Genomic DNA, 25,748 nt, shown 5'->3' on the forward strand with positions numbered 1-25,748 from the left:
CCGGGTGCCGGGTGCCGGGTGCCGGGTGCCGGGTGCCGGGTGCCGGGTGCCGGGTGCCGGGTGCCGGGTGCCGGGTGCCGGGTGCCGGGTGCCGGGTGCCGGGATCTAACTATTTACCAATGCGGCAAGGAAGTTTGTCAGGTTGGTGGATGCGGGGTGAGAGTACGCGGCATGACTACACAAAACCTGCAGTCTCCGGCCGCCGATTCCGTACCTCTGAAGAAGCGCTATGACGTAGCGGTGCTCGGGGGTGGAGCCGCTGGGCTGAGCGGGGCGCTGGCTCTGGCGCGGGCACGGCGATCGGTGCTGGTGATCGACGCCGGGCACCCGCGCAACGCCCCTGCGGCCGGTGTTCACAACTACCTGACGCGTGAAGGCACTTCTCCCGCCGAGTTGCTGGCCTCGGGGCGAGCGGAGGTGAGCGCGTACGGCGGGGAGTTCCTGGACGGGACCGTCATGACCGCTGAACGTCATACAGACGGGGGCTTCCGTGTCGTCCTCGACGACGGGACCGGGGTCGAGGCGGATCGGCTGCTGGTGACCACGGGCCTGGTCGACGAACTGCCCGAGGTGCCGGGAGTGGCCGAGCGATGGGGGCGGGACGTGCTGCACTGCCCCTACTGCCATGGCTGGGAAGTACGTGATCAGGCGATCGGCATCCTGGCGACCGGGGCGATGGCGGTTCACGCGGCCTTGATGTGGCGGCAGATGAGCGCGGACGTGACGCTGTTCTCGCACACCGCGCCCGAACTCAGCGACGAGGAACGTGAGCAGTTCGCCGCCCGTGGCATCTCCGTCGTCGACGGTCAGGTGACCGGCTTGGAGGTGACCGACGACCGGCTCACCGGCGTGAACCTGGCCGACGGGCGGGTCATCCCCATCCAGGCGCTGGTGGTCATCCCGCGCTTCACCGCCCGCGCCGACGTCCTCGTCGGGCTGGGCCTGGAGCCGGCCGAGTTGGAGGTACGTGGTCACGTGATCGGCAGCCACATCGCCGCCGATGCGACGGGGGCGACCTCCGTGCCCGGGGTGTGGGTGGCGGGCAACGTCGCCGACCCGATGGCTCAGGTCATCGGCGCCGCCACGGCGGGGTTGAAGGCCGGAGCGGCGATCAACGCCGACCTGATCGCGCAGGACACGGCTCGGGCCGTTACCGCGTACCGGGCACGGAAGGCGGCCGCACACTATCCGTTCTCCGCCGAGGTGGAAGCGGAGCTGTGCGAACGCGTTCTCGGCGATCGCCGCCACGGCCTGTGACAACGGAGGCCGTCGTACACATTCGCCACCACTTCACGGACGGCGGACCGCCGACGGCGGACCGCCGACGGCGGACCGCGGGAGGCGGGAGGCGGGAGGCAGGAAGCGGACCGCAGGAGGCGGGAAGCGGGAAGCGGGAAGCGGGAAGCGGGAAGCGGGAAGCGGGAAGCCGTTGGCTGTGAGGGACCGCCGGGTGGCGGAGCAAGCCCGAGTGGCCGAGCGGGACGGGTTGCGGGGGACCCGGATGCAGGGCAGGTTGAGCGGGGGTTCTGGGTGGTTGGCGGGTCTATCGGAGCGCTGCCGGGCCGATATTTCACTTTCTAGTGGGAATCATGCTCGTTTGGGGAAGGCCGGGCTGGCAGGGGAGGCCACCATGAGCGACCGGACACGGGCGCTGGGCGTCTGTCTCGTGTCAGCGTTCATGGCCGGACTGGACGTGAGCATCGTCAACGTGGCACTGCCCTCGATCCGGGCGGGCCTGAGGGCCTCCGAGGACGGTCTTCAGTGGACGGTGTCCGGGTACGCGCTCACGTTCGGGCTGTTGCTCGTGCCCGCCGGGCGGCTCGGTGACGCGCGCAGCCGTCGAGCGGTCTTCATGGTCGGGGTCGCCCTGTTCACGGTGGCGAGCGCGGCGTGCGGCTTCGCGCCGAGCATGTCGGTGCTGCTGGTGTCCCGCCTGGTACAGGGCATGGCGGCGGGCATTCTGAACCCGCAGGTGTCGGGGCTGATCCAACAGATGTTCCGCGGCTCCGAACGAGGGCGGGCGTTCGGTGCGCTGGGCGCCACGATCGGCGTGTCCACGGCGCTCGGGCCGCTGATAGGGGGCGCGCTGGTCTCGGCTTTCGGGCCTGAGCAGGGCTGGCGCTGGGTGTTCCTGGTGAACCTCCCGATCGGCATCGCGCTCCTTCCCCTGGCCTACAAATTCCTCCCCGCTCCGCATCCCGGCCTGCCACGGCGGCAGGAGAGCCTCGACCCCGTCGGCGTACTCCTGCTCGGCACAGGCGTGGCCGCCCTGCTCCTGCCCTTCATCCAGCAGCACCAGTGGCCGGGAAGCACCAAGTGGCTGCTGCTCCCGGCCGCGCTGCTCGTCCTGGTGGGCTTCGTGGTCTGGGAACGGACGTACCGCAAGGAGCCCCTGGTTGACCTCGGGCTGTTCGCCAAGCGCTCCTACAGCCTCGGCACGGCCATAGCGCTCTTCTACTTCGCCGGATTCACCGGCATCTTCTTCATCTTCACCCTGTACCTGCAGAGCGGTCTCGGCTACAGCGCGCTCCTGGCCGGGATGTCGATCAGCCCCTTCGCGCTGGGCTCGGCGGGCGCGTCGGTGGCAGGCGGGCGCCTGGTCTCGCGAGCCGGGCGCCGCCTGGTGGCCATCGGCCTGGTCGCCGTACTGGCCGGACTGGGGGCGACGATGGTCGCCACCATGCTGGTTCCCGGCGCCGGTGTGGGCGCGGCGACGGCGCTGCCCCTGCTGGTAGCCGGGATGGGCAGCGGCTTGGTGATCTCTCCCAATCAGGCCATCAGCCTGTCGGAGGTTCCCCCGGAACAGGGCGGGAGTGCGGCCGGAGTCCTTCAAACGGGTCAGCGCCTCGGCTCGGCCATCGGCATCGCCGCCGCGGGGTCGGTGTTCTTCGGCGCGCTGGGGCAGGGCTGGCCGACCGCGTTCCGGCACGGCCTGGGAGTGGTGGCGCTGTTCGTCTCGATCGCGCTGGCGGCGGCGCTGTACGACCTGGCCCGCGAGTACGCCGACCGCCGCAAACTCCACTCCACTCCATGACCGCGACCGTGTTCACCGGCGAAGTCGCCGTGCGGAACGTGTCCTTCCACACGTCTTCAAGGAGTACGACTGACCGCGGATGACCTCGGCCAGGTTGCTTCTCCGGGGACACGGCGAGCGAGGATCACCTGATCAAGGCCTTCGAGGACCATGTCGCCGCCGTGGGCGCAGAGGCGCCTGCTGGTCGACGACGTACGCGACGGATGGGAGCCCTGTGCGCCTCCCTCGGCGTTCCCGTGTCCGCGTGGCAAACGAGGGATCGGGGAGATGGGCAAGCGCACGACCGCCGCTCCGTCTCCTCAGCGGTCAGGACAGTCTGCGGGGGCCGCCGTCCGGGCGGGGGCCGGGTGGGGTGCGGATCGTCGCCCGGGCGCCCAGGATGATGACGCCCTCCCTGCCCACCAGCACCTGGTCGAGGTCCAGGCGGGCCACCTCCGGCAGGTCGTTGGCCAGGCGGCCCACCCGGACCAGGAGATCCTCCAGGGCGTCGACCGCCACGGGCGGGTAGCCGTACTCGCCGAACAGCAGCGGGGCCGCGCGGACGGAGCGCAGCAGCCCGGCGGCGTCCTCGCCCGCGAGGGGCGCCAGCCGGAAGCCCTGGTCGAGGAGGAGCCGCGCCGTCACCTCACCGAGCCCGAAGGAGACGATGGGCCCGAACGCCGGGTTGTCAGTGACGCTCACCACGGTGGGTACGGCGGGCTGCGGCGCCATCCGCTGGACCGCCAGCTCCACGTCCTCGCCGAACTGGCCGGCGAACTCGGCGTAAGCGTGCCGCACGCTGTCGGGCCCCGCCAGCCCGAGGCGTACGGTGCCGGCGCGGCGGGCGGCCTCAGGACCGGCCACCTTGAGCACCACAGGCCAGCCCAGCCGTTCGGCGGCCGCGACCGCCTCGTCCGGGGACCGCACCGCCTCGGCGGGCCAGACGCTCAGCCCATAGCAGGCGAGCAGTTCGGCCACGTCGGCCGCCTCGGCCTCGACCGACGGCCCTGGCTCGGCGAAGAGACTCCGCGCGGCAGCGGAAGCGGAATCCGCGGCGGGAGATTCCGCCGCGGATTCCGCGGAAGGTGCCACGGCGGTGGCCTCCGGATGGAGGACGCGGTTGATCAGGGTGCGGGCGCGGGGCGGGTCGATGTCCGGCAGTTCGGGCGGTGGCAGCGACGGCTGAGCTCGCCACCGCGCGTACCGGGCCACGTACGCCAGTGCCCTGACCGCCTCCTCCGGCGCCGCGTACGAGGGGATGGACCCCCGCGAGGGCACGGCGCCCACCCGCAGATCGGGGTGCATGCCGAGATGCCCCTGGAAGGTGGCGAGCACCGGCTTGGCCGAGCCCTCCGACACCCGCAGCAGTTCGGCCGCCACCTCCGCGTCCTCGCCGGGGATCGGCGGCATGTAGATCACCACCACCGCGTCCACCGACGACGAGCCGAGCCGGTCCGCGAGCGCCGCGCCGAAGGCGGCGGCTCCGGCGCCGGCGCCCAGGTTCACCGGAGGCAGGGGCTCCAGGCCTGCGGCGACGCAGGCGTCGGCGGCCAGCAGGCCCAGGGCGTCGGAGTTGGTGACCAGCCCGACGCGCGGACCGGCGGGCAGCGGCTGGTAGGCCAGGAGCTGGCCCACGTCGAAGAGCTGGATGAGGTCGTCCACCCGGATCAGCCCCGCCTGCGAGAACAGCGAGCTGATCGCCGAGTCGGGCAGCCCGAGCGCCTCCGCGGAGTGGCTGTCGGGCGTGCCGCCGCTCTTGACCACCACGATCGGCTTGCTCCGCGCCAGGCGCCTGGCCAGCCGGGTGAACTTGCGGGGATTGCCCAGCGACTCCAGGTAGAGCAGGATCACCTCGGTCGAGGCGTCCTCCTCCCAGTACTGGAGCAGATCGTTGCCCGACACGTCGGCCCGGTTGCCCGCCGAGACGAACGACGAGATGCCCATCCCCCGCTGCGCCACCCGCTGGAGCAGGGCGGTGCCGAGCGCGCCCGACTGGCTGAAGAAGCCGACCCGGCCCCGGCCGGGCACGGTCGCGGCGAGGGTGGCGTTGAGTTTGACGGCCGGGTCGGTGTTGGCGATGCCGAGGCAGTTGGGCCCGACGACCCGCAGGCCGTACGCACGGGCGATGCGCGCCAGCTCGTCCTGCCGCTCACGGCCCTCGGTGCCCGTCTCGCCGAACCCGGAGGAGACCACGACCAGCCCGTGCACGCCCTTCTCCGCGCACTCCTTGACCACCTCGACGACGCCGGCGGCGGGCACGGCCACCACGGCCAGGTCCACCTGGTCGTCGATCGCCGTCACACTCGGATAGGCCCGTACGCCCGCCATCGCCCGTACCTCCCGATGCACCGGGTAGACGGGGCCGCTGAAGTCGGCGGCGAGCAGATTGCGCAGCACGGTGTGGCCGACGCCGCCCGGCTCGCGCGAGGCGCCGATGACCGCCACCGAGCCGGGCGCGAGCAGCCGGGCGATGGATCTGGCCTCGGCGCGGTGTTCGCGGGCGGTCGTGACCTCGGCCGAGGTGTCGGTGGGGGTGAGGTCGAGCGTCATGCGGACGACGCCGTCGGCGAAGCGGCTCTCGGCCGTGTATCCGGCCTGGCGCAGCACGCCCATCATCTTCATGTTGGCGGGGAGCACGTCGGCCACGAAGCGTTCGATGCCGCGTTCGCGGGCCGTGGCGGCCAGGTGCTCCAGGAGCACCGAGGCCACTCCCCTGCCCTGGTGGGCGTCCTCGACGAGGAAGGCCGTCTCGGCCTCGCCGGGCCCCGTCCGGTCGTAGCGGATCACGGCCACCATCTCGGTGCCGATGGTGGCGATCAGCGCGACCCGGTCTGCGTAGTCGACGGTGGTGAACCAGGCGACCTCCTTGTCGGAGAGCCGCGGCCTCGGGCCGAAGAAGCGGAAATAGATGGATTCGTCGGAGAGCCGGGAGTAGAAGGCACGCAGTCGGTCGGCGTCGGCGGGCTTGATCGGGCGCACGTGAGCGGTGCCGCCGTCGGCCAGGACGACGTCGGCCTCCCAGTGGGCGGGGTACTGAGCCTCCACAGTCCCGAGCGTAGACCGCATCCCGGTTGCCGGGCTCCGCAGGGCCTATTGGGCAACGCTTGTGCATCGACTGACCCCCTGTGTCCGGGGTACGCCCCACGGGTAGCCCGGAAGCTGTTAGTTTTGCCGTTGGCCAGGCTCGTTCTGAAGGCAGCAAGGTGGTGGCATCATGACGCGGGTCGTCGTGGTGGGCGATCTCATGACCGACGCGGTCGCGCGCGCCCGTTATGCACTCGCCAGGGCGAGCGACACTCCGGCGATCGTGACGATGCACGGCGGTGGATCAGGGGCGAACATCGCCTCCTGGCTCGCCGTCGAGGGTGCGGAGGTGGCCTTCATCGGCCGCCGGGGCGCCGACATCACCGGTCGAAACCGTGACATGGAGCTGATGGGCTACGGCGTGGACGCCCGGCTCGTCATGGACCCTGAGCGGCCGACCGGCACCTGCGTGGTGCTCGTCACGCACAAGGGTGAGCGGACCATGCTCTCCGACCCGGGCGCCAACGCGGCGCTCTCGCCGGAGGACCTGCCCCGCGACCTGTTCGGCGGGGGTCATCTGCATCTGTCCGGCTACACCCTGATCAACGAGGGGTCCCGCGACGCGGGGCTGGCCGCGCTCGACATGGCTCGCCGGTCCGGGATGTCGATCTCGGTCGACTGCTCGTCGTCCGCGCCGTTGGAGCGTACGGGTGCCGAGCCGTTCCTTGAGTGGACCAACGGGGCCAAGCTGCTGTTCGCCAACGTCGACCAGGCGAAGGTGCTGACCGGCCGCGACGATCCCGAGGCCGCCGCCAAGGTGCTCACCGCCTGGTTCCCGCAGGTCGTGATCAAGATGAACGACGAGGGCGCGCTCTGGTTCGGCAACAGCCGCTCCGAGCCGGTCCGGGTGGACGCCGAGCCGGTCGACCGGATCATCGACGGCACGGGAGCGGGCGACGCGTTCTGCGCCGGGTTCCTGCCGCCGTGGCTGGAGGGCAAGCCGCCGTCCGAGGCGCTGACCGCCGGCTGCCATCTGGCGGCACAGGCGATCGTGCACCTGGGAGCGCGTCCGCGCCTCTAGTGCGATCTTTCCGGCGCCCTTTATCGTAGGAGTCCCGAAAAAGGACGATAAGGAGCCGGATGCTGGGCGTGCGTCCGTTACGGCCAGGCGACCCTGTGTCGGTTGGCTCCTACCAGGTCACCGGGTTCCTCGGCGAGGGTGGCCAGGGCAGCGTCTATCTGGGCACCTCCCCGGCCGGCGAGCGGGTGGCGATCAAGCTGCTGCACGCCAGGTTCGCCGACGACGAGCAGGCCGTACGACGCTTCCGCCGCGAGGCTGAGGCCGCCCGGCGGGTGGCCGAGTTCTGCACGGCGCGGGTGCTCGACGTGGGCGCCGTCAACGACCAGCCGTACATCGTCGGCGAGTACGTGGACGGTCCGTCGCTCCAGCGCCAGGTGTCCGGGGAGGGCCCGCTGCGGGACCAGGCGCTGGTACGGCTGGCCATCGCGACCGCCACCGCGCTGGCCGCGATCCATCGGGCCGGGGTGATGCACCGCGACTTCAAGCCGAGCAACGTGCTGCTCGCTCCCGACGGGCCCCGGGTGATCGACTTCGGCATCGCGCGGGCGCTCGACGTGAGCCAGAGCCTGACGACCAGCATCGTGGGCACGCCCGCGTACATGGCGCCGGAGCAGTTCCACGGCGAGCCGTCTCCGGCCAGCGACGTGTTCGCGTGGGCGGGGACGATGGTGTACGCGGCCACGGGGCACAGCGCGTTCGGATTTGGGGCGCTTCCGGTGGTGATGCACCGCATCCTGAGTATGGATCCGGACCTGTCGGGGGTACCGGAGCCACTCGCGGCGCTGCTCTGGACCGCGCTGGGCAAGGATCCCCGGCGGCGGCCCACGGCGGAGCAGGTGCTGGGCGAGCTCATCCGGACGAGCGCCCCACCACCGCCACCACCGGTCGCGGCGTACCCGCAGACCGCACCACCCGGCGCGGCGTCCCCACAGACCCCGGCACCTGGTGCGGCGCACCCTCAGTACCCGCAGGCCCCGTCACCCGGCGCGGCCTATCCGCAGGCCGCGCCACCGGTCGGGCCCCGCTGGGAGTCCGGACCGCAGGCGCCTTCGCCGTACCTACGACCCTCGGGGACGGATCCCGGCGGCGTCACGCCCGTGACCGCGCCCGGCGGCCGGCGGCGCGGTGTGCTGGTGTCGGTGGCGGCGGTGGCCACGGCGCTCATGGTGGGCCTCGGGGTGTGGCTGATCCCCCGCGCCCTCAACCTGACGGGACCGGAAGCAGGGCCGACGGACCCGGCCACCCCCTGGTCCGACCGCTTCGACGCCGCGGTCGCGGCGGTCGCGAACCCGTCCACCAAGACCGGCGGCACGCTCCGCCTAGCCTCGGCGTACAGCCTGGACTCCACTGATCCGGGCAACACCTACTATCCCGACGTGATGAACGCCATCCGCCTCTACGGCCGGTCGCTGACGATGTTCAAGCCGGTCCCGGGGAAAGCGGGCACCGAGCTCGTTCCCGACCTGGCCGAGTCTCTGGGACAGGTGAGCGACGGCGGCAAGACGTGGACCTACCGGCTGCGTAGCGGCGTGAAGTTCCAGGACGGCGCACCGGTCACCGCGGCGGACGTGAAGTACGCGGTGCTGCGGAGCATGGACAGCGACTTCAGCAACGGTCCCACCTATTTCGACACCATGCTCGACCTGCCCGCCGGCTACCAGGGACCGTACAAGTCGCCCGACGCGAACACGGACTCGGCCATCGCGACGCCGGACGACCGCACGATCGTGTTCCACCTCAAGAAGCCGTACGGTGCCTTCGACGCCGTCGTCCAGTTGCCCGAGACCGTCCCCGTGCCGCGGGCCAAGGACACCCGTGAGAAATACCGATACGTGGTGACCTCGTCGGGACCGTACAAGTTCGACAGCGCGACGGACAACAAGATCGTCCTGGTCCGCAACCCGAACTGGGACCCCGCGACCGACCCGAACCGCAAGGCTCTCCCGGACCGGTACGAGCTCCAGTACGAGCTGCCCGCGGCCGACGCGCGCACCAAACTGCTGGACGGCGACACGGAGGTCGGCTCGCCGATCCCGGACCTGGACTCGGCCAACGTCTACGGCAGCCCGGCGGTCAAGAGCCGCGCCGACGCCCCGGTCGGCACCCAGATCCGCTACCTGGCGATCAACCCGCAGGTCCCGCCGTTCGACAAGGTCGACTGCCGCCGCGCGGTGATCCGCGCCCTGGACCTGGCGACGATCAACCGGGCCTTCGTCGGAGGGCTGAACGAGGGCGGCCAGATACCGAACGCGCTCGTGCCGCCGTTGATCCCCGGCACGCACGCGCTCCTGCCGGGCCTCACTCCGTCCGGCGACGTGGACGCGGCCAAGGAGTCACTCAACGCCTGCGGCAAACCCGGCGGGTTCTCCACCACCTACATCTACCGCGACACCTTCGGCGAGTCCGCCGCCGCGCAGGCCGTACAGGCGTCGCTGGCCAAAGCCGGCATCAAGCTCCAGATCCGGGGCTTCTCGCTCGCGGACTTCCACGCGAAGTACGGCGGCAACCCCGAATACCTCAAGAAGGAGAACGTCGGCCTGATCGCCAGGGCGTGGGTGCCCGACTGGCCGGACGTGGAGTCGTTCGTCACCCCATTGGCCGACAGCAGGGAGATCCTGGAGAAGGGCCACTCGATCAACGTGAACGTCCGCCTGCCCGCGCTCGACACCCTCATCGACACGGCCAGGCAGGAACTCGACGCCGCCACGCGCGCCCAGCGCTGGAGCGAGGTCGAACAGAAGATCGCCGACGAGGCCGTGCTGGTGCCGCTCTCCTGGGAGCGCAACCTGCTCGTACGCGGCAAGAAGACGACCAACGTGTACGTCAGCCCGGTCTATGCCAACTATGACCTGCTGACGATGGGCGTCAGCTGACCGTCGCCAGGGCCAGCGGCAGCACGGCGGGGGCGCCCGCGTGGCGTACGAGGGCGGCGGCGAGCGTCATCGTCCAGCCGGTGTCGATGCGGTCGTCGATCAGCAGGACGGGACCACCGCACGCCGCGATGGCGGCACCGACCTCCTTCGGCATGGCCAGCGTCGCCCTGACCGCCTGAACCCGCTTGGCGCTGTTGAACTGCTTGCCCGGCGAGCCGTCGCGGTAGCCGAGCTCACCCAGATAGGTCAGCCGTCCGACCTGCGCGAGCCGCTCGGCGAAGCCGCGCACGAGCAGCGGCCGCGACGCGGACGGCACGTTGACCACGGCGACGGGCCGCTCCCGCCAGTCCCACGCGGACAGCACCTGGATCACGGCCTTGAACATGTCGTCGGCCATCGGCCCGTCGGCGCCGTGGAACAGCTCGCGCAGCCGGTTGCCCCAGCCGATGTCGGTGAGCCGCCCGAGCACCCGGCCCGGCTCGGCGCCGAGCTCCGGCTTGATCCGGCCGGACAGGTCGGACAGACCGGTCGGCCACTGCCTGCGGGCGTCCACCTCGACGCCGGGCCTGGTCAGCCGCTCGCGGGCGCCCGCGACGGCCTGCTCGGCGATCTCCGGCGAGCGGTGCTGGCCGGTGCAGTTGTCGCACCTGCCGCAGGGGCCCGCCGTCTCGTCGTCGAGGTGGCCGCGCAGGTAGCGTTCGCGGCACTCGGTCGTGGTCAGGTAGCCCAGCATGGCCTCCTGCTCGGCCTTGCGCTCGCCGGCGATGCGGGCGTAGCGCTCGGCGTCGTAGTCCCATGGCCGGCCGGTCGCCTCCCAGCCGCCTTTGACCCGGCGTACGGCGCCGTCGACGTCGAGGACCTTGAGCATCATCTCCAGCCGCCCCCGGCTGAGGTCGACGGCCGTCTCGAGCGCGGGGGTGGAGAGCACGCCGCGCTCTTCGAGCGCCTGGAGCGTGGCCCGCACCACCGGCTCGGGCGGGAACGCCAAGGAGGTGAAATATGCCCAGATATCGCGGTCTTCGATGCCGGGCAGCAGGATCACCTCGGCGCGTTCGACCCCGCGCCCCGCCCGGCCGACCTGCTGGTAGTAGGCGACGGGCGACTGCGGCGCCCCCACATGGACGACGAACCCGAGATCGGGCTTGTCGAACCCCATCCCGAGCGCGCTCGTCGCCACCAGCGCCTTGATCTTGTTGTTGAGCAGCGCCTCCTCGGCGGCCAGCCGCTCGGCGGGATCGGTCTGCCCGGAGTAGGCGGCCACCTCGTAGCCCTGATCGCGCAGATATCCGGAGATCTCGTGGGCCGCGGCCACGGTCAGCGTGTAGATGATCCCGGACCCGGGCAATTCCCGCAGCGCCTGGGACAGCCACGCCAGCCGCTGCTCGGCCGTCGGCAACCGTACGACGCTCAGGTGCAGGCTCTCCCGCTCCAGCGGCCCACGCAGGACCAGCGTGCCCTCGCCCATCTGCTCGGCCACGTCACGCGTGACCCGCGCGTTGGCGGTGGCGGTGGTGGCGAGCACCGGTATGCCGGGCGGCAGCTCGTTGAAGAGCGTGGCGAGCCTGCGGTAGTCGGGCCGGAAGTCGTGCCCCCAGTCGGAGATGCAGTGTGCCTCGTCGACCACGACCAGGCCCGCGCTCTCGGCGAGCTCGGGCAGCACGTTGTCGCGGAAGTCGGGGTTGTTGAGCCGCTCGGGGCTGACCAGCAGCACGTCGACCTGCCCCTCGGCCACCTGCGCGTAGATCTCCTCCCACGCCTCGGGATTGGCCGAGTTGATGGTGACGGCCCGGATCCCGGCCCGCTCGGCGGCGGCGATCTGGTTGCGCATCAGGGCGAGCAGTGGCGAGACGATGACCGTGGGCCCCTCGTCGAGCCCGCGCAGCAGGGCGGTGGCCACGAAGTAGACGGCCGACTTGCCCCACCCGGTGCGCTGGACGACGAGCACCCGGCTCCGATCCACGACCAGCGCCTCGATGGCGGCCCACTGGTCATCACGCAGCCGGGCATGGTCACCGGCGAGCGCTCGCAGCCGAGCCTCAGCCTCTTCACGCAACATGGCCGAATCGGGGGCGTCAATCATGTGGTCCTTGTTACCACCTCCCACCGACTTTTGCGCCCACCGCACCGGCACCGCACGGACCGACAAACCTCTTCTTTCCGTTACGGCACAGCCGCACCCACCGCCACCCGCCGTCCATGGCTGAGGGCCTCCAGGAAAACGGCCGCTGAACCCGCACAGGGCCGGCCGCCGTTACGTGCGCGTTCTCGGCCGGTGGCGGCCAGTGGCCCGGCCGGTGGCCACAGGGGTTATTGGTGCTCCGGGAAGGCGTTGATCGTGACGCGGTGCATGCGGCGGCGCTCCGTGTAGTCGGCGACCGCGTAGTGCTGCGTGGGGCGGTTGTCCCAGAACGCCAGCGTGCCCGGCCGCCAGCGGAGCCGGAGCTGGTACTCCGGCGACCGGATGTGGTCGATCAGCAGGGGCAGCAACGCCTCGTTCTCCCGATCGGTCAGCCCGACCAGCCGGGTCGTCGACGCGCGGTTCACGAACAGCGCCTTGCGTCCGGTCTCGGGGTGTACGCGCACGACGGGCCGTTCGAGCGGCGGCCACTTCGCCTGGACCTCCGCCAGGTCGAACGGATGCCCCTTGGAGATGGCCTTCTTCATCGACATCGTGATGTCGTGCACCGCCGTGAGCTCGTCGCAGAGCCGCTGGATCGACGGTGAGAGCGTCTCGTAGGCCAGGTAGGTGTTGGCCCAGCACGTGTCGCCGCCCACACTCGGCAACTGGACGCAGCGCAGCAGCGACCCCATCGGGGGCGTCGGTTCGAAGGTGTTGTCGCTGTGCCACTCGTCGCCGCCCTCGCCTTTGGGGTCGGTCTGGTCGAGCACGTGGATCGGGCTGGCGCTGTCCTTCTTGAAGGCCGGGTGGTTGAGCGTGCCGAAGTTCAGGGCGAACTGCAGGTGCTGTTCATCGTCGAGTTCCTGGTCCCGGAAGAACAGCACGAGGTACTTGAGCCAACCGGCCCGCAGGGTCTCGACCTGTTCCTGGGCCAGCGGCTTGCGCAGGTCTACACCTGTCACTTCGGCGCCGATGTGCTTGGTCACGGGATGGAATTCGATCATGACGCCTCCGGAAGCGAGTGTGCCGCTTATTTCCGAACGTAACGCCCAAGCAATTGCTTGGTCAAGCATACTCGTTCCGACCGGCGCGGCCGATGCGTCGCGGGCACTCAACTTTCTTCGGCACAATGTTCGACATGGCCCGACGTACGACTGCACCCCCACCCGAGGACTTCGAGGAGCGGATCGTCGACATCGACGTCTCCTCGGAAATGCGCGCAAGCTATCTCGAGTACGCCTACTCGGTGATCTATCAGCGTGCGCTGCCCGACGCGCGCGACGGTCTCAAGCCCGTGCAGCGGCGCATCCTCTACTCGATGAGCGAGATGGGCCTGCGCCCCGAGCGCGGTCACGTCAAGTCCTCCCGGGTCGTCGGCGATGTGATGGGCAAGCTCCACCCGCACGGCGACGGCGCGATCTACGACGCCCTCGTCCGGCTGGCGCAGCCGTTCTCGATGCGCCTGCCCCTGGTCGACGGCCACGGCAACTTCGGCTCCCCCGACGACTCGCCGGCCGCCATGCGTTACACCGAGGCCAGGCTGGCCCCGGCGGCCATGCTGATGGTCGAGTCCCTCGACGAGGACACCGTCGACTTCAAGCCCAACTACGACGGGCAGGAGACCGAGCCCACGGTCATGCCGTCGGCCTTCCCCAACCTGCTGGTCAACGGCACGACCGGCATCGCGGTCGGCATGGCCACCAACATGGCGCCGCACAACCTCGCCGAGGTCGTGGCCGCCGCCCGTCACCTGATCAAGAAGCCCGACGCGACGCTCGACGAGCTCATGCGCTTCGTGCCCGGCCCCGACCTGCCCACGGGCGGCTCGATCATCGGCCTGCAGGGCATCCGCGACGCCTATGAGAGCGGCCGCGGCACCTTCCGCATGCGCGCCAAGTGCAGGGTCGACCAGATCACCCCGCGCCGCAAGGGCCTCGTCGTCACCGAGCTGCCCTACAACGTCGGCCCCGAGCGGGTCGTCGCCAAGATCAAAGAGCTGGTCACCAGCAAGAAGCTGCAGGGCATCGCCGACCTCAAGGACCTCACCGACCGGCACAAGGGCCTGCACCTGGTCATCGAGATCAAGAACGGCTTCATCCCCGAGGCCGTGCTCGAGGAGCTCTACCGGCTGACGCCGATGGAGGAGACCTTCGGCATCAACAACGTGGCACTCGTCGACGGCGAGCCGCGCACGCTGGGCCTGCGTGAGCTGCTGAGCGTCTACGTGAACCACCGGCTCGAGGTCGTGCGCCGCCGCTCGGAGTTCCGCCGCCGCAAGCGCGAGGAGCGCCTGCACCTGGTCGACGGCCTCATCATCGCGCTGCTCAACATCGACGAGGTCATCCAGGTCATCCGCACCTCCGACGACTCGGCGCAGGCGCGCGCCCGGTTGATGGAGGTCTTCGACCTGAGCGACATCCAGGCCGCCTACATCCTCGACACGCCGCTGCGCCGCCTGACCCGCTTCGACAAGCTGGAGCTCGACCGCGAGAAGCAGACGCTGAGCGACGAGATCGCCGAGCTGACCGGGATCCTGTCGTCGGAGGCCCGCCTGCGCCAGGTGGTCTCGGGCGAGCTGGCCGACGTGGCCAAGAAGTACGGCACACCGCGCCGGACCGTCCTGCTGGAGGCGTCGGGCGCGCCCCGCACGGCGGCGGCGGTGGTGGACCTGCAGGTGGCCGACGACCCGTGCCTGGCGATGCTCTCCTCCACCGGGCTGCTGGCCCGCACCTCCGACGCCTCGCCACTGTCGGGCGGCGACGAACGCTCCGCGCACGACGTGCTGGTCTCCGTGGTCCGCACCACTGTCAGAGGTGAGGTCGGCGTGGTGACGTCGGCGGGCCGGTTGATCCGCGTCGCGGTGGTCGATCTGCCGACGCTGCCGCCCTCCGCCAACCCGCCGTCGCTGTCGGGTGGCCATCCCGTCTCCGAGTTCGTCGCGCTCGAGCCGGACGAGACCGTCGTCGGGCTCGGCTCACTCGACCCCGACGGCCCTGGCCTGGCCGTGGGCACCGTGCAGGGCGTGGTCAAGCGGGTGGTGCCCGACTACCCGGCCAACCGCGACGACTTCGAGGTGATCACCCTCAAGGAGGGCGACAGCGTGCTGGGCGCCGTGGAGCTCGAATCCGAGGCGCACGACCTGGTCTTCATCTCCTCCGACGCGCAGTTGCTGCGCTTCCCCGCCTCGCAGGTACGCCCGCAGGGACGTCCGGCGGGCGGCATGGCGGGCATCCGGCTCGACGACGCGGCCCGGGTGGTCTGGTTCGGCGTGGTCGATCCGTCGCGGCCGTCCCAGGTGGTGACGGTGGCGGGCTCGTCCACCGCTCTGCCGGGGACTCAGGTCGGGGGCGGCAAGGTGTCGGACTACGCCGAATACCCGGCCAAGGGCCGGGCCACCGGCGGGGTCCGGGCCCAGCGCTTCCTCAAGGGCGAAGACGTGCTGCTGCTGGCCTGGGCGGGGCCCGCGCCGGCCAAGGCGGTGTCCTCGGTGGGCAAGCCGGTGCCGCTGCCGGACGAGATCGGGCGCCGCGACGGATCGGGCGTCCGCCTCACCAACACCATCGGCGCCGTCGGCGGCGCCCTCGGCGCCGGAGCGGCCGACTCAGCGGACTCGGACGCGCCGGCTCAGCCGGCCGAGGACGCGCCGCTGTTCTAGCGTGCTGCCGCCCGGCCCACGTGCGGGCGCCCAGCCCACGTGTGGCCGGGCGGCCCACGTGTGGCCGGGCGGCTTCACTTGGGTTCGCATGGGTTGTTATAAAACGCTCCCGTGACACGATCCCCTCTAGGAGAGAGCGCTCTCTCTGCTCTTGGGAGGAACCGTGTTCCGATTAAGAACCCCGCTATGGGCGGCGCTGGCCCTGGTAGCCGCCCTGGTCACCGCTCCCCCGGCCCAGGCCGCCGCCGAACCGCTGACCGTCACCGACTTCGAAGCCACGACCCTGCCCGCCGGCGTCTCCGCCTGGGGCAACGACGGCGCCTCTACCCCGACCCTGACCGTCGAGCCCGACGCCACCCGGCCCGGCGCCCCCACGACCAACCGGGTGCTCAAAGCGGTCTACAACGTGAGCCAGTGGGGCGGCTGGTCCCACGACCTGACGACAGCCCAGGACTGGTCCGCCTACGCGGGCTTCTCCTTCTGGGTCAACGGCACCGGATCAGGGCAGAAGGTGTTCTTCGAGGTCAAGGACGGCGGCGGCGGAGCGGGCAGCGCCGAGCTGTTCGAGTCGTCCTTCACCGACGACACCGCCGGGTGGCGGCAGGTGCAGGTGCCGTTCTCCGGCTTCACCCGCCGCGCCGACTACCAGCCGGGCGGCGCCCCCACCGACGGTGAGCTCGACCTGGTCGCCATGTGGGGCTACTCGATGCGCCTCCCCGCCGCCTCGGGCACGCTGTTCTGGGACGACGTGCAGGTGTACGGCACGGCCCCGCCCCGGCCGGTACGACTGGCCACGGACAAGCCGGTCTATCCGGTGAACGAGAAGGGCACGGCCGAGGTACGCGTCTCGGTCACCACCGCCACCGGCGGCCCGCTCCCCGCCGACCTGGCCGTCGGCTACCGCACCGGCACCGGCACGGCCACACCCGGCCAGGACTACACGCCGGTCGAGGGCACGCTGACCTTCCCCGCGGGCACCGCCTCTGGCTCGGCCAAGGCGTTCACGGTCAAGACGCTGGCCGACAACACGGCTGAGATGGCCGAGACCATCCCGATCGTGCTGTCCGGCACCGGCACCAGGCCCCCGGCCGAGGTACCGGCCATCGTGATCAACGCGCATGGCCTGCCGTACCTCGACGCCCGTAAGCCCGTCAAGCAGCGGGTCGCCGACCTGCTCGGCCGGATGAGCACCGAGGAGAAGGTCGGCCAGATGACGCAGGCCGAACGCCTCGCGCTCGGCTCACCGAACGACATCGCCACCTACCTGCTCGGCTCGCTGCTGTCGGGCGGCGGCTCCACCCCGCCCTCGAACACGCCGAAGGCGTGGGCCGACATGATCGACGGGTTCCAGCTGCGCGCCCAGCAGACGCGGCTGCAGATCCCGCTCATCTACGGCGTCGACGCGGTCCACGGGCACAACAACGTGCTCGGCGCGACGATCTTCCCGCACAACGCCGGCCTCGGTGCCACCCGTGACGCCGAGCTGGTCGAGCGGGCGGGCAAGGTCACGGCGAAGGAGGTCAAGGCCACGGGCGTCCCGTGGGACTTCGCGCCGTGCCTGTGCGTGTCGCGCGACGACCGGTGGGGACGCGCGTACGAGTCGTTCGGCGAGGACCCGGCGCTGGTGTCGCGGATGGCCACGATCATCGACGGCCTGCAGGACAACGGGGCGCTGGCCACGGCCAAGCACTACGTCGGCGACGGCGGCACCACGTACGGCTCCTCGACCAGCGGCGACTACAAGATCGACCAGGGTGTCACCCAGGTCACCAGGGAACAGCTCGCGGCCGTCCACCTGGCGCCCTTCGCCGAGGCGGTCAGGCGCGGCGTGGGCAGCGTCATGCCGTCGTTCTCCAGCGTCGACTTCGGCCAGGGGCCGCTCAAGATGCACGCGCACAAGGAGCTGATCACCGACGTGCTCAAGGGCCGGCTCGGCTTCAAGGGCTTCGTGATCAGCGACTGGCAGGCGATCGACCAGATCCCCGGCGACTACCCGAGCGACGTGCGCACCTCGATCAACGCCGGGCTCGACATGATCATGGTGCCGTATGCGTACCCGCTGTTCACGAGCACGCTCAAGGACGAGATCGCGGCCGGACGGGTGCCCATGGCGCGGATCGACGACGCGGTCGCGAGGATCCTGACGCAGAAGTTCCGGCTCGGCCTGTTCGAGCATCCGTACGCCGACCGTTCCGGCATCGGCGACGTCGGCTCGGCCGCGCACCGCGCGGTGGCCCGCACGGCCGCCGCGAAGTCCCAGGTGCTGCTGAAGAACGAGGACCGGCTGCTGCCGCTGCGCCGTGACGCCAAGGTGTACGTCGCCGGGTCCAACGCCGACGACATCGGCAACCAGACCGGCGGCTGGACGATCACCTGGCAGGGCTCGTCCGGTCCGACCACGCAGGGCACCACGATCCTGTCGGCGATCCGCGGCCGGGCGGCCTCGGTCACCTACTCGGCCGACGCCTCCGCGCCGCTGACCGGGCACGACGTGGGGGTCGTGGTGGTGGGCGAGAAGCCGTACGCCGAGGGCATGGGCGACGTGGGCGTCAACGGGCACACGCTCGACCTGTCGGCAGCCGACCGGGCGGCGATCGACCGGGTGTGCGCGGCGATGAAGTGCGCCGTGCTGGTCGTCTCCGGCCGCCCGCTGCTGATGGGCGACCTGTCGAAGGTCAAGGCGCTGGTGGCGTCGTGGCTGCCCGGCACCGAGGGCGCCGGCGTGGCCGACCCGCTGTTCGGGGCCGTGCCGTACACCGGGCGGCTGCCGTTCACCTGGTTCCGTACGGCGGAGCAGGTGCCGATCAACGTGGGCGACGCGAGCTACGACCCGCTCTACCCGTACGGCTGGGGCCTGCGCACCGACAGGGCCCGCGACCGGCTCAAGGCGGCCTACGACCGGCTCGCCGACGGCGACGGGGCCTCCAGGGCGGCTTCGGCGACGCTGCTGGTGGCGTTGCCGGCCAACAACTGGAACGCCGACGGCTCAGTGCGGAACACCCGCGTCGTGCTGGGAGCGCTCGGCACCGCGGCCGCGCTGCTCGACCGTTCGGCCACGGACGCGTACGCCCAGGACGACGCCGTCGTCTCGGTGGCCAGGGACATCGCGCAGGCCACCGGCAGGCGGCCCGATCTGCAGGCGTCGGCCGACCACGAACTGGCGGCCGGCAACGTACGCAAGGCGGTGGACCTGCTGACGCAGGCGGCTCGCTGAGGCAGAAACCGGCTCCTGGCGCCGGCGCGCCAGGAGCCGGAATCCGCCGCTGGTTATCTGCAGAGGCAGAACGGGTGGCCGGCCGGGTCGAGGAAGACGCGGAAGGTGTCGCCCTCACTCGGCTGGTAATCGTGCTTGGTGGCGCCGATCTCCAGCACCGCGGCCTCGGCCTTGTCCATGTCGTCGACCGTCACATCGATGTGCACCTGCTGGGGGTGCTCCGCACCGGGCCAGAGCGGCGGCCGGTAGTCGGCGACCCGCTGGAAGCCCAGCCGCGCGGGCGGGCCCCCATCGGTGATGACGGCCCACTCCTCGTCGGACCCATCCAGGACGGGCCAGCCGAGCAGCCGCGAGTAGAACTGGGCCAGCTCCATCGTGTCGGTGCAGTCGAGGACCGTCGTGCGGAACTCTGCGATGCCGTTCATGTACTTTCCTCCGATATCCCTTTAACTACCGCCCACCAACAGGAAACCGTTCCTACGTGGAGGTACAGGCGACAATAGATGCCATGGCTGCCAACTCCTTCATGGTCCCTCTCGGTTCCCCAGCGCCCGATTTCCACCTGACCGCTATTCAGGGCGGCAGCGTCTCGCTCGCGGATCTCAAGGACTCGCCCGCCATCCTCGTGGCGTTCCTGTCCAACCACTGCCCCTATGTGCGCCACATCGAGCAGGGCCTCGGGGTCCTGGCCACCGACTACGGGGCCAGGCTGTCGATGGTGGCCATCTGCAGCAACGACAGCGTGAACTACCCCGACGACGACCCGACACACCTGGCAGAACAGGCGAAGCGGGCAGGCTTCACGTTCCCCTACCTGCTCGACGACACGCAGGAGACCGCCAAGGCGTATCGGGCGGCGTGCACGCCCGACTTCTTCCTGTACGACGCCGCGTTCCGGCTGGCCTACCGCGGTGAGTTCGACGACGCCCGGCCCGGCAACTCCGTACCGGTGACGGGCTCCGCGCTGCGCGCGGCGATCGACGCCCTGCTGGCGGGCGAGCCGGTGAGCGAGGAGCAGAACCCGTCACTCGGCTGCGGCATCAAGTGGAAGCCGGGCAACGCCCCCGTCTGACGGCGGCCGGCGGTCAGACGGTGATCAGGCGGTGATCAGGCGGTGGTCGCGATGGCGGCCGGCAGGGCGAGCAGGAGTTCGTGGGGCTCGCCCTGCCACTCCCGGATCAGCCGATAGCCGACCTCTCCGGGCTCGAAGTCGTCACAGCCCAGCGGACCGAAGCAGCCTGCCTGGTCGAGCAGCGTGAGGAGCGGGTCGTCGTCGGGGAGGCCGCTCGCGTAGGCGGCCGCGTCGAGGAGCGCCAGCGCGCACTTCGCGTTGCGGCCGTCGTCTCGGGTCTCCACACGGTCGAGGCGGCGCCTGGCCTGGGTACGCAGGTACGCGGCGAGCGATTCGGACCTACTCACGAAAAACCTTCTTCGATCACGTTCTGAGCAGAGTTCACACGTTGGGCTACGACATCATCACGCAAAGTGAGGGTCGCGCGTGGGACCTTGAGCAACTCCGGCCGTGTCGCCACCCCGAGAAACACCACGAAACGGGTATGAGGGATCATCTGTCCCATGAGTGCGTTTGACGACCTGATTGCCGGCAACGCTAAATATGCTGCTAAATTCCGAAATTCCGATCTGACCGGTCGGGCAGCTCGCGGGCTGGGCGTGGTGACCTGCATGGACTCCCGCATCGACCCCCTGGGACTGCTCGGCTTGAAGCCGGGCGACGCCAAGATCCTGCGGAACGCGGGCGCGCGCGTGACGGACGACGTCCTGCGTACCCTCGTCCTGGCCATCTACCTGCTCGGCGTCGAACGGGTCCTGGTGATGCCGCACACCGACTGCGGCATGTCCAAGGTCACCGACGCCGACGTGCACGAGCTCACCCAGCGGCACGGCGTCGACACCCGCAGCCTGGAGTTCCACACCGTCCCCGACCAGGACGCGGCCCTGCGCCACGACCTGACGCGGATCAACTCCTCGCCCTTCCTGCCCCCGGGACTGCCGGTGGGCGGTGCGATCTACGACGTGCACACGGGCAAGCTGCTGCCGGTCGCTCTGAGCTGACTTTCCGTATTTCCCGATAACTCTACGTTTTGTGATAAATATCGCACCAAAACGATCTTTCGCATTGCCGGACTGCCGCTTGTGATATTCCTGTGACCCGTCGGCGATCTTGTTCGCCGCCACAGAAACGGGGACGTCATGTTAACGATCAATCCGGCACCGCCTAACGATCGGTGATCGTCGCCGGGGGCCAGACCCCCGCCGACGCCCTGAAGTCAGCGCATTCGCGCGCTGCTCCGCATCCACCGAATCGTTAGGACGTAGATTTTGCGTAAGTCTCTCAACCGTTCCATGGGCCGTCTGGCCCTCGGACTGAGCGCCGTGACCGTACTCACCGGCGCCACGGCCTTCCCGGCCTCGGCCGCGACCCCCACCGGCCAGAGCGCCGAGGAGATCGCCCTGGCCCAGGCCGCCGCCGACGGCCAGCCCGTACCCGTGCCGAGCCTGTCGGACGAGTCGAGCACCACCGTCGCCAACCCTGACGGCAGCCTCACCGCGACCATCACCTCGGGCCCCTCCCAGGTCCAGCAGGACGGCCAGTGGGTGCCCATCGACACCTCACTCGTCGCCGACGGCGCGGTCCTGAAGCCGCGCGCCTCGCGCGCCAAGGTCGAGGTCTCCAACGGCGGCGAGGGCACGCTGGCCAAGATGACCGACGACGACGGCCGCGTGTTCTCGCTCAAGTGGCCGACCGCGCTGCCCAAGCCGGTCGTCAAGGAGAACGTCGCCACCTTCACCGACGCGGCCGGTCCGGGGGCCGACCTCGTCGTCACCGTCCTGCCCACGGGGTTCCGCCACGACGTGGTCCTGCGCGAGAAGCCCTCAGGCCCGCTGGAGCTCCGCATCCCGGTGCAGACCGAGGGCGTGGAGCTGTCCGAGTCCGCCGAGGGTCGCCTGCTCCTGACCAGCACGGCCGACGACAAGGTGGTCGCCGCGGCGCCGCAGCCGGTCATGTGGGACTCCAAGGGCCACGGCAAGCCCCGCGGTGACTCGCTCTCGAAGATCGACACCACGGTCGAGACGCAGAACGGGACCAAGGTCCTGGTGCTCAAGCCGGACGCCAAGTTCCTGGCGGACCCGTCGCGCGTCTACCCGGTGACCGTCGACCCGGTGATCACGCTGCCGAGTGTGACGGACACCGACGTCGCCACCTCCTGGGCCTCGCACCCCGGTGACCCGATGATCATCGCGGGCACGATGCCGTGGGAGAACGGGCAGGGCGGCGACGTCATGCGCAGCCTGGTCAAGTTCGACACCCACAAGCTGACCGGCAAGCGGGTCCTGTTCGCCAACATGGCGATGTGGAACCTGGAGACGAACGCCTGCGGCCTCGTGGTGGGCTCCGGCCTCACCGCCCAGCGGATCACCAGCGCCTGGGACGAGACCGACCTGAACTGGGACAACAAGCCCTCGACCACAACGGCGGGCCAGGTGACGAACCGGCAGGGCCGCGGCCGCACCTGGACCGCCCCGTGCGCCGGGGGCGCCGGGTACCTGTCGTGGCCGGTGACCTCCATGGCCAAGGCCTGGGCCTCCGGCGCCGCCAACTACGGCGTCCAGTTGAAGGGCGCCAACGAGTCGGAGGCCACCAACTGGCGCGCCTTCGCCGCGTCGGAGAACAAGGACGCGGGCGTCAAGCCCCCGACCCTGACGGTCATCTACTGGCGCTGACCACCTGACAGCCATCTACCGGGGCTGACCAGCTGAAACACCGAAGGGGGCCGGGACATCCCGGCCCCCTTTCGCGTGTCCGGACCTGGCCGGGTCAGCTCGGCGGGCCGGCGCGCATCTGCTCGACCTCGTCCTGGAACACCGCCTGTGTCCTGCTCATGAAGTCGGTGATCACTTCGAGCTGCTCATCGCTGTACTCACTCAGCGATTCGCGCCAGGCCTTGAGCAGCGGCGTGAACACCGGCGCCACGTCCACCGCCGCCCGCTCCAGTACGAGCGTCACCACGACCTTCCGCCGATCGGTGTCGTCCCGCTCCCGCCGTACATACCCCACGGATTCGAGCCGGTCGATGACGCCGGTGACGGACGCGGTGGTGATCCCCGCTCGCCGCGCCAGCTCGCTGGCGGTCAGCGGCCCTTCACTCAACAGGTTGAGGCAGTGGAGATCGGTGGTGTTGATGCCGATGCGGACCGCGGCCGCCTGACTCATGGAGACCGACAGCACGTTGGTCTTGCGCAGCGCTTCCAGCAACGCGGTCACCAACGCCGCACGTCTTGACATCGCCCACCAAACTCCTTAACGTTCCAAGTGTCTAGGAAAACTAGAAATATCTGTTTCTAGTTACTAGCCAACTGAAAGGATATACCGATGAAGGACGTCGTCATGCGCCTGTACGACGAGGTGCTCAACCAGGGCAGGCTGGACGTGGCCGACGAGATCATCGCCAGCACCCTCTCCACCGCTCCCGGCGACCCACCGGGCCCGGAGCGCGTCAAGCAGATCTCCACCCACATCCGCTCAGCCCTCCCAGACATGCACTTCGACGTCCAGGACATGATCGCAGAAGACAACAGGGTTGCCACCAGATGGACCCTGACGGGGACGCACACCGGCACCTTCTTCGGCGTCCCGCCGACGAACCAGCCCGTGGAGATCAGGGCCTGCGTCATCTTCGAGCTCAGGGACGACCAGATCACCAACCTGTGGCCGGTCCTCGACACCAGCGCCTTGCGCCCCGCCTAGTCTCTTCGCGCCTCCGCCTCCGCCTCAGCCGGGGATGGTTACAACTTCTGCCCGGCCTTGTCGACCACACCGACGGCGGCGCGGGTGAACATCATCCAGACCGTCCCCTTCTCGATGCTCCACGCCACGTAGGGGGGCTCGGGAACTCGCTTGCCGTTCTTCACGGTGAACTGCTCGATCCCCCGCTGCGGGTATCGCTCCTCATGATCCGTGATCGCGGTCTCGCGCCGGCCCCGGTAGGCGTAGGTCGCCGGGTCCAGCAGGATCTCGAACTTGCGCCACCCGTCGAGGATGCGGGAGACCGACAGCGCCGGACGGCCCTCGACGTCCACCGCCGACTCGTCCACCTGCACGCCGGGGAGCTTGGCCATCGCCTGGAAGATGGCCGCCTCCTGGGCCGGGGGGACGATGTTCTGGTTCAGGGTCACCTCGAACCGCTGGAAGACCCAGCCATCCGGATCTTTGTCCTTCACGGCGTTGATCTTGCGGAATCTGGCCAGCAGTTTGTCGGGATCGGTGGGCAGCGCGGCCACCAGGGCGTAGGTGTTCTCCGGCGTCCGGGCTCCAGGGTTGGTGGTCATCAGCTTGCCGTTCACCATGTAGCCGACCCGCTTGCCGTCGGCTCGAGTCCAGAATTCGTCCACCGTGTTCTTCAACGGCGTCTGCGGGGTGAACCGCGTGCCCCTCGCGTACCCCTTGCCACGGCTCTGCGTGTGATCTTCGATGTAGATCCACTGATCGTCGCGCGGCGGCGTGAAGTCCTTCTTCTGTACGGCCGCCGCGATCCTGGTGAGCACCACCTGCGCGTTGGCGGCGGGAAGCGTCGGCTCTCCCCCGCCCACAGACTGCACCAGGGTCGCCCCCGTCGCGATCACCACCGCCGAGGCGGCCACCGCCAGCGCCCGCATCGCCCACCTTCGCTTGGGACGGCGTCCGGCGGCTCGCGCCATGAGGGCGGCCCTGGCCGCCGCCTGCGCGGCCGGTGAGGGAGGCTCCGGCCCGTCCCAGGCCTCACGCAGCGTCTCCACGTCGTTCATGATCGGTCCCCTCCCAGTGCGTCCTGGATCTTCTTACGGGCCCTGTGCAGCCGTGAGCGCGCCGTACCCGCCGGAATGCCGAGCGCCTGGCCCGCCTGCTCCGAGGTGAGCTCGGCCCAGGCGACCAGGAGCAGCACGTCCCTGTCGCCGTGGGCGATCTTGGCCAGAGCCTGGGCGAGCGCCGGTCTGCGCGCGACCGCGTCCACCTCTCCGGCGACCCGCTCGGCGTGATCCTCTACGGGATTCTCCGGGCCGGCCTTGGCCAGCGCCCGGTACTGGCGCTCCTCGGCGCGACGGCGCCGGGCGATCAGGTTGGAGGCTATGCCGTACAGCCAGGGCCGCGCGTCGGCGCGGGAGACGTCGTAACCGGCGCGCTTGTCGAAGGCGATCAGGAACGTCTCCGCGGCGACGTCGTCGGCCAGACCGCCGCCCAGCCTGCGTGAGGCGTAGCCGTGGATCTCGGAGTAGTAGCGGTCGAAGATGGCGGCGAAACGTTCGGGCTCCCGCCAGGACTGCTCGATGATCACGGCGTCCCCGGCTTGAGCGGGTAACGCCCGTGTCATCGCGGTCACCTCTCGGTCCTTGGGTTCACACCTCTCCTTCACCGATCGACCGGGAGGTGTTCACGCCGGACCTGACCGCATGAACCGCGCCGCCCCCTGACCGCACAGAAGCCACAGCCAACCGCACGCACGCCACGGCGCCCAGCCCATCGCACCGCAGGAGTGTGCCCCTGGAGAACCATCGGCCGTGCGGGGGCGATGACGGCTCCGAGGCCTGGTCTACGGCGAGTCCAGCGGGCCGTAGGCACGCATCGCGGCGGTTGGCCTGAGGGGGTTCCCAAAAGGATCTTTCGCCTTTGGCAGGGCGTGTGCATCGGGTCTTGGCGTGCTGCCCGAGGACCTGAGCGCCCGGATTGACGCCTGGGAGGAAGCCCTCGGGGGAGGCCTTGGACGGGTCGGCG

The 25,748-nt window shown here is 70.2% G+C and carries 18 protein-coding genes; 10 read left to right on the forward strand and 8 right to left on the reverse strand.

The features are described 5' to 3' along the window. Positions 1-171 precede the first annotated feature (171 nt). On the forward strand, positions 172-1,257 hold the full coding sequence (locus AB0B91_RS04740; RefSeq protein ID WP_358315560.1) for an NAD(P)/FAD-dependent oxidoreductase: 1,086 nt from the start codon (positions 172-174) through the stop codon (positions 1,255-1,257). A 373-nt stretch (positions 1,258-1,630) separates the two neighbouring features. Continuing rightward, positions 1,631-3,034, forward strand: coding sequence for an MFS transporter (locus tag AB0B91_RS04745; RefSeq protein ID WP_358315563.1), 1,404 nt, complete (start codon positions 1,631-1,633; stop codon positions 3,032-3,034). A 306-nt stretch (positions 3,035-3,340) separates the two neighbouring features. Here AB0B91_RS04745 and AB0B91_RS04750 read toward each other — a convergent pair whose 3' ends face one another. Then, a complete protein-coding gene (locus AB0B91_RS04750) occupies positions 3,341-6,079 on the reverse strand; it encodes a GNAT family N-acetyltransferase (protein WP_358315566.1) in 2,739 nt (912 codons plus the stop codon). 148 nt (positions 6,080-6,227) lie between these two features. Between AB0B91_RS04750 and AB0B91_RS04755 the strand changes: the two genes are divergently transcribed. Together AB0B91_RS04755 and AB0B91_RS04760 are read left to right on the forward strand one after the other, a co-directional pair. Then, the gene (locus AB0B91_RS04755; protein ID WP_358315570.1) at positions 6,228-7,118 is read left to right on the forward strand and encodes a sugar kinase; all 891 of its coding nucleotides are present in this window, start codon (positions 6,228-6,230) and stop codon (positions 7,116-7,118) included. Between the two features lie 59 nt (positions 7,119-7,177). Beyond that, positions 7,178-9,991, forward strand: a complete 2,814-nt coding sequence (locus AB0B91_RS04760) for an ABC transporter substrate-binding protein (RefSeq protein ID WP_358315573.1) — start codon at positions 7,178-7,180, stop codon at positions 9,989-9,991. Here AB0B91_RS04760 and AB0B91_RS04765 read toward each other — a convergent pair. Both AB0B91_RS04765 and AB0B91_RS04770 read right to left on the reverse strand, forming a co-directional pair. Further along, a complete protein-coding gene (locus AB0B91_RS04765; RefSeq protein WP_358315576.1) occupies positions 9,984-12,071 on the reverse strand; it encodes a RecQ family ATP-dependent DNA helicase in 2,088 nt (695 codons plus the stop codon). The two genes, AB0B91_RS04760 and AB0B91_RS04765, sit on opposite strands and share 8 nt — an antisense overlap. Positions 12,072-12,298: 227 nt before the next feature. Beyond that, positions 12,299-13,114, reverse strand: coding sequence for a TauD/TfdA family dioxygenase (locus tag AB0B91_RS04770; protein WP_358315578.1), 816 nt, complete (start codon positions 13,112-13,114; stop codon positions 12,299-12,301). 125 nt (positions 13,115-13,239) lie between these two features. On the opposite strand from AB0B91_RS04770, the gene AB0B91_RS04775 reads away from it, so the two are divergent. Together AB0B91_RS04775 and AB0B91_RS04780 are read left to right on the forward strand one after the other, a co-directional pair. Next, the gene (locus tag AB0B91_RS04775; RefSeq protein WP_358315581.1) at positions 13,240-15,765 is read left to right on the forward strand and encodes a DNA topoisomerase IV subunit A; all 2,526 of its coding nucleotides are present in this window, start codon (positions 13,240-13,242) and stop codon (positions 15,763-15,765) included. A 163-nt stretch (positions 15,766-15,928) separates the two neighbouring features. Then, complete coding sequence (locus tag AB0B91_RS04780) at positions 15,929-18,979, forward strand: glycoside hydrolase family 3 N-terminal domain-containing protein (RefSeq protein WP_358315584.1); 3,051 nt, start codon at positions 15,929-15,931, stop codon at positions 18,977-18,979. A gap of 53 nt (positions 18,980-19,032) precedes the next feature. Here the strand turns inward: AB0B91_RS04780 and AB0B91_RS04785 are convergent, their stop codons facing one another. Continuing rightward, positions 19,033-19,404 carry a VOC family protein gene (locus AB0B91_RS04785; protein WP_358315587.1) on the reverse strand — a complete coding sequence of 124 codons (372 nt, stop codon included), beginning with the start codon at positions 19,402-19,404 and terminating at the stop codon, positions 19,033-19,035. A gap of 83 nt (positions 19,405-19,487) precedes the next feature. On the opposite strand from AB0B91_RS04785, the gene AB0B91_RS04790 reads away from it, so the two are divergent. Beyond that, positions 19,488-20,051, forward strand: coding sequence for a thioredoxin family protein (locus AB0B91_RS04790; RefSeq protein WP_358315590.1), 564 nt, complete (start codon positions 19,488-19,490; stop codon positions 20,049-20,051). Positions 20,052-20,086: 35 nt separating this feature from the next. Here AB0B91_RS04790 and AB0B91_RS04795 read toward each other — a convergent pair whose 3' ends face one another. Then, positions 20,087-20,398 carry a hypothetical protein gene (locus AB0B91_RS04795; RefSeq protein WP_358315593.1) on the reverse strand — a complete coding sequence of 104 codons (312 nt, stop codon included), beginning with the start codon at positions 20,396-20,398 and terminating at the stop codon, positions 20,087-20,089. A 156-nt stretch (positions 20,399-20,554) separates the two neighbouring features. On the opposite strand from AB0B91_RS04795, the gene AB0B91_RS04800 reads away from it, so the two are divergent. Together AB0B91_RS04800 and AB0B91_RS04805 are read left to right on the forward strand one after the other, a co-directional pair. Further along, positions 20,555-21,052, forward strand: coding sequence for a carbonic anhydrase (locus tag AB0B91_RS04800; RefSeq protein WP_358315596.1), 498 nt, complete (start codon positions 20,555-20,557; stop codon positions 21,050-21,052). A gap of 291 nt (positions 21,053-21,343) precedes the next feature. Next, entirely contained in the window at positions 21,344-22,723 is a 1,380-nt protein-coding gene (locus AB0B91_RS04805) for a DNRLRE domain-containing protein (RefSeq protein WP_358315599.1), read from the forward strand. A 94-nt stretch (positions 22,724-22,817) separates the two neighbouring features. Here AB0B91_RS04805 and AB0B91_RS04810 read toward each other — a convergent pair whose 3' ends face one another. After that, positions 22,818-23,285, reverse strand: coding sequence for a MarR family transcriptional regulator (locus AB0B91_RS04810; protein ID WP_358315602.1), 468 nt, complete (start codon positions 23,283-23,285; stop codon positions 22,818-22,820). An 87-nt stretch (positions 23,286-23,372) separates the two neighbouring features. Between AB0B91_RS04810 and AB0B91_RS04815 the strand changes: the two genes are divergently transcribed. Beyond that, positions 23,373-23,747 (forward strand): ester cyclase, encoded by a 375-nt coding sequence (locus tag AB0B91_RS04815; protein ID WP_358315605.1) that lies wholly within the window; start codon positions 23,373-23,375, stop codon positions 23,745-23,747. A gap of 38 nt (positions 23,748-23,785) precedes the next feature. Here AB0B91_RS04815 and AB0B91_RS04820 read toward each other — a convergent pair whose 3' ends face one another. After that, entirely contained in the window at positions 23,786-24,784 is a 999-nt protein-coding gene (locus AB0B91_RS04820; protein WP_358315608.1) for a CU044_5270 family protein, read from the reverse strand. Then, on the reverse strand, positions 24,781-25,347 hold the full coding sequence (locus AB0B91_RS04825; protein WP_358315737.1) for an RNA polymerase sigma factor: 567 nt from the start codon (positions 25,345-25,347) through the stop codon (positions 24,781-24,783). The genes AB0B91_RS04820 and AB0B91_RS04825 overlap by 4 nt, the downstream gene beginning before the upstream one ends. Between the last annotated feature and the right edge of the window lie 401 nt (positions 25,348-25,748).

This window comes from Nonomuraea sp. NPDC049141 (genome assembly GCF_040648415.1).
In the GTDB taxonomy this organism is placed as follows: Bacteria; Actinomycetota; Actinomycetes; order Streptosporangiales; family Streptosporangiaceae; genus Nonomuraea.

Bases quoted from the DNA above. Each gene is read 5' to 3' on its own strand.
- AB0B91_RS04740 (WP_358315560.1), top strand. From the start codon at position 172: ATGACTACACAAAACCTGCAGTCTCCGGCCGCCGATTCCGTACCTCTG.
- AB0B91_RS04745 (WP_358315563.1), top strand. From the start codon at position 1,631: ATGAGCGACCGGACACGGGCGCTGGGCGTCTGTCTCGTGTCAGCGTTC.
- AB0B91_RS04750 (WP_358315566.1), bottom strand. From the start codon at position 6,079: ATGCGGTCTACGCTCGGGACTGTGGAGGCTCAGTACCCCGCCCACTGG.
- AB0B91_RS04755 (WP_358315570.1), top strand. From the start codon at position 6,228: ATGACGCGGGTCGTCGTGGTGGGCGATCTCATGACCGACGCGGTCGCG.
- AB0B91_RS04760 (WP_358315573.1), top strand. From the start codon at position 7,178: ATGCTGGGCGTGCGTCCGTTACGGCCAGGCGACCCTGTGTCGGTTGGC.
- AB0B91_RS04765 (WP_358315576.1), bottom strand. From the start codon at position 12,071: ATGATTGACGCCCCCGATTCGGCCATGTTGCGTGAAGAGGCTGAGGCT.
- AB0B91_RS04770 (WP_358315578.1), bottom strand. From the start codon at position 13,114: ATGATCGAATTCCATCCCGTGACCAAGCACATCGGCGCCGAAGTGACA.
- AB0B91_RS04775 (WP_358315581.1), top strand. From the start codon at position 13,240: ATGTTCGACATGGCCCGACGTACGACTGCACCCCCACCCGAGGACTTC.
- AB0B91_RS04785 (WP_358315587.1), bottom strand. From the start codon at position 19,404: ATGAACGGCATCGCAGAGTTCCGCACGACGGTCCTCGACTGCACCGAC.
- AB0B91_RS04790 (WP_358315590.1), top strand. From the start codon at position 19,488: ATGGCTGCCAACTCCTTCATGGTCCCTCTCGGTTCCCCAGCGCCCGAT.
- AB0B91_RS04800 (WP_358315596.1), top strand. From the start codon at position 20,555: ATGAGTGCGTTTGACGACCTGATTGCCGGCAACGCTAAATATGCTGCT.
- AB0B91_RS04805 (WP_358315599.1), top strand. From the start codon at position 21,344: ATGGGCCGTCTGGCCCTCGGACTGAGCGCCGTGACCGTACTCACCGGC.
- AB0B91_RS04810 (WP_358315602.1), bottom strand. From the start codon at position 23,285: ATGTCAAGACGTGCGGCGTTGGTGACCGCGTTGCTGGAAGCGCTGCGC.
- AB0B91_RS04815 (WP_358315605.1), top strand. From the start codon at position 23,373: ATGAAGGACGTCGTCATGCGCCTGTACGACGAGGTGCTCAACCAGGGC.
- AB0B91_RS04820 (WP_358315608.1), bottom strand. From the start codon at position 24,784: ATGAACGACGTGGAGACGCTGCGTGAGGCCTGGGACGGGCCGGAGCCT.
- AB0B91_RS04825 (WP_358315737.1), bottom strand. From the start codon at position 25,347: ATGACACGGGCGTTACCCGCTCAAGCCGGGGACGCCGTGATCATCGAG.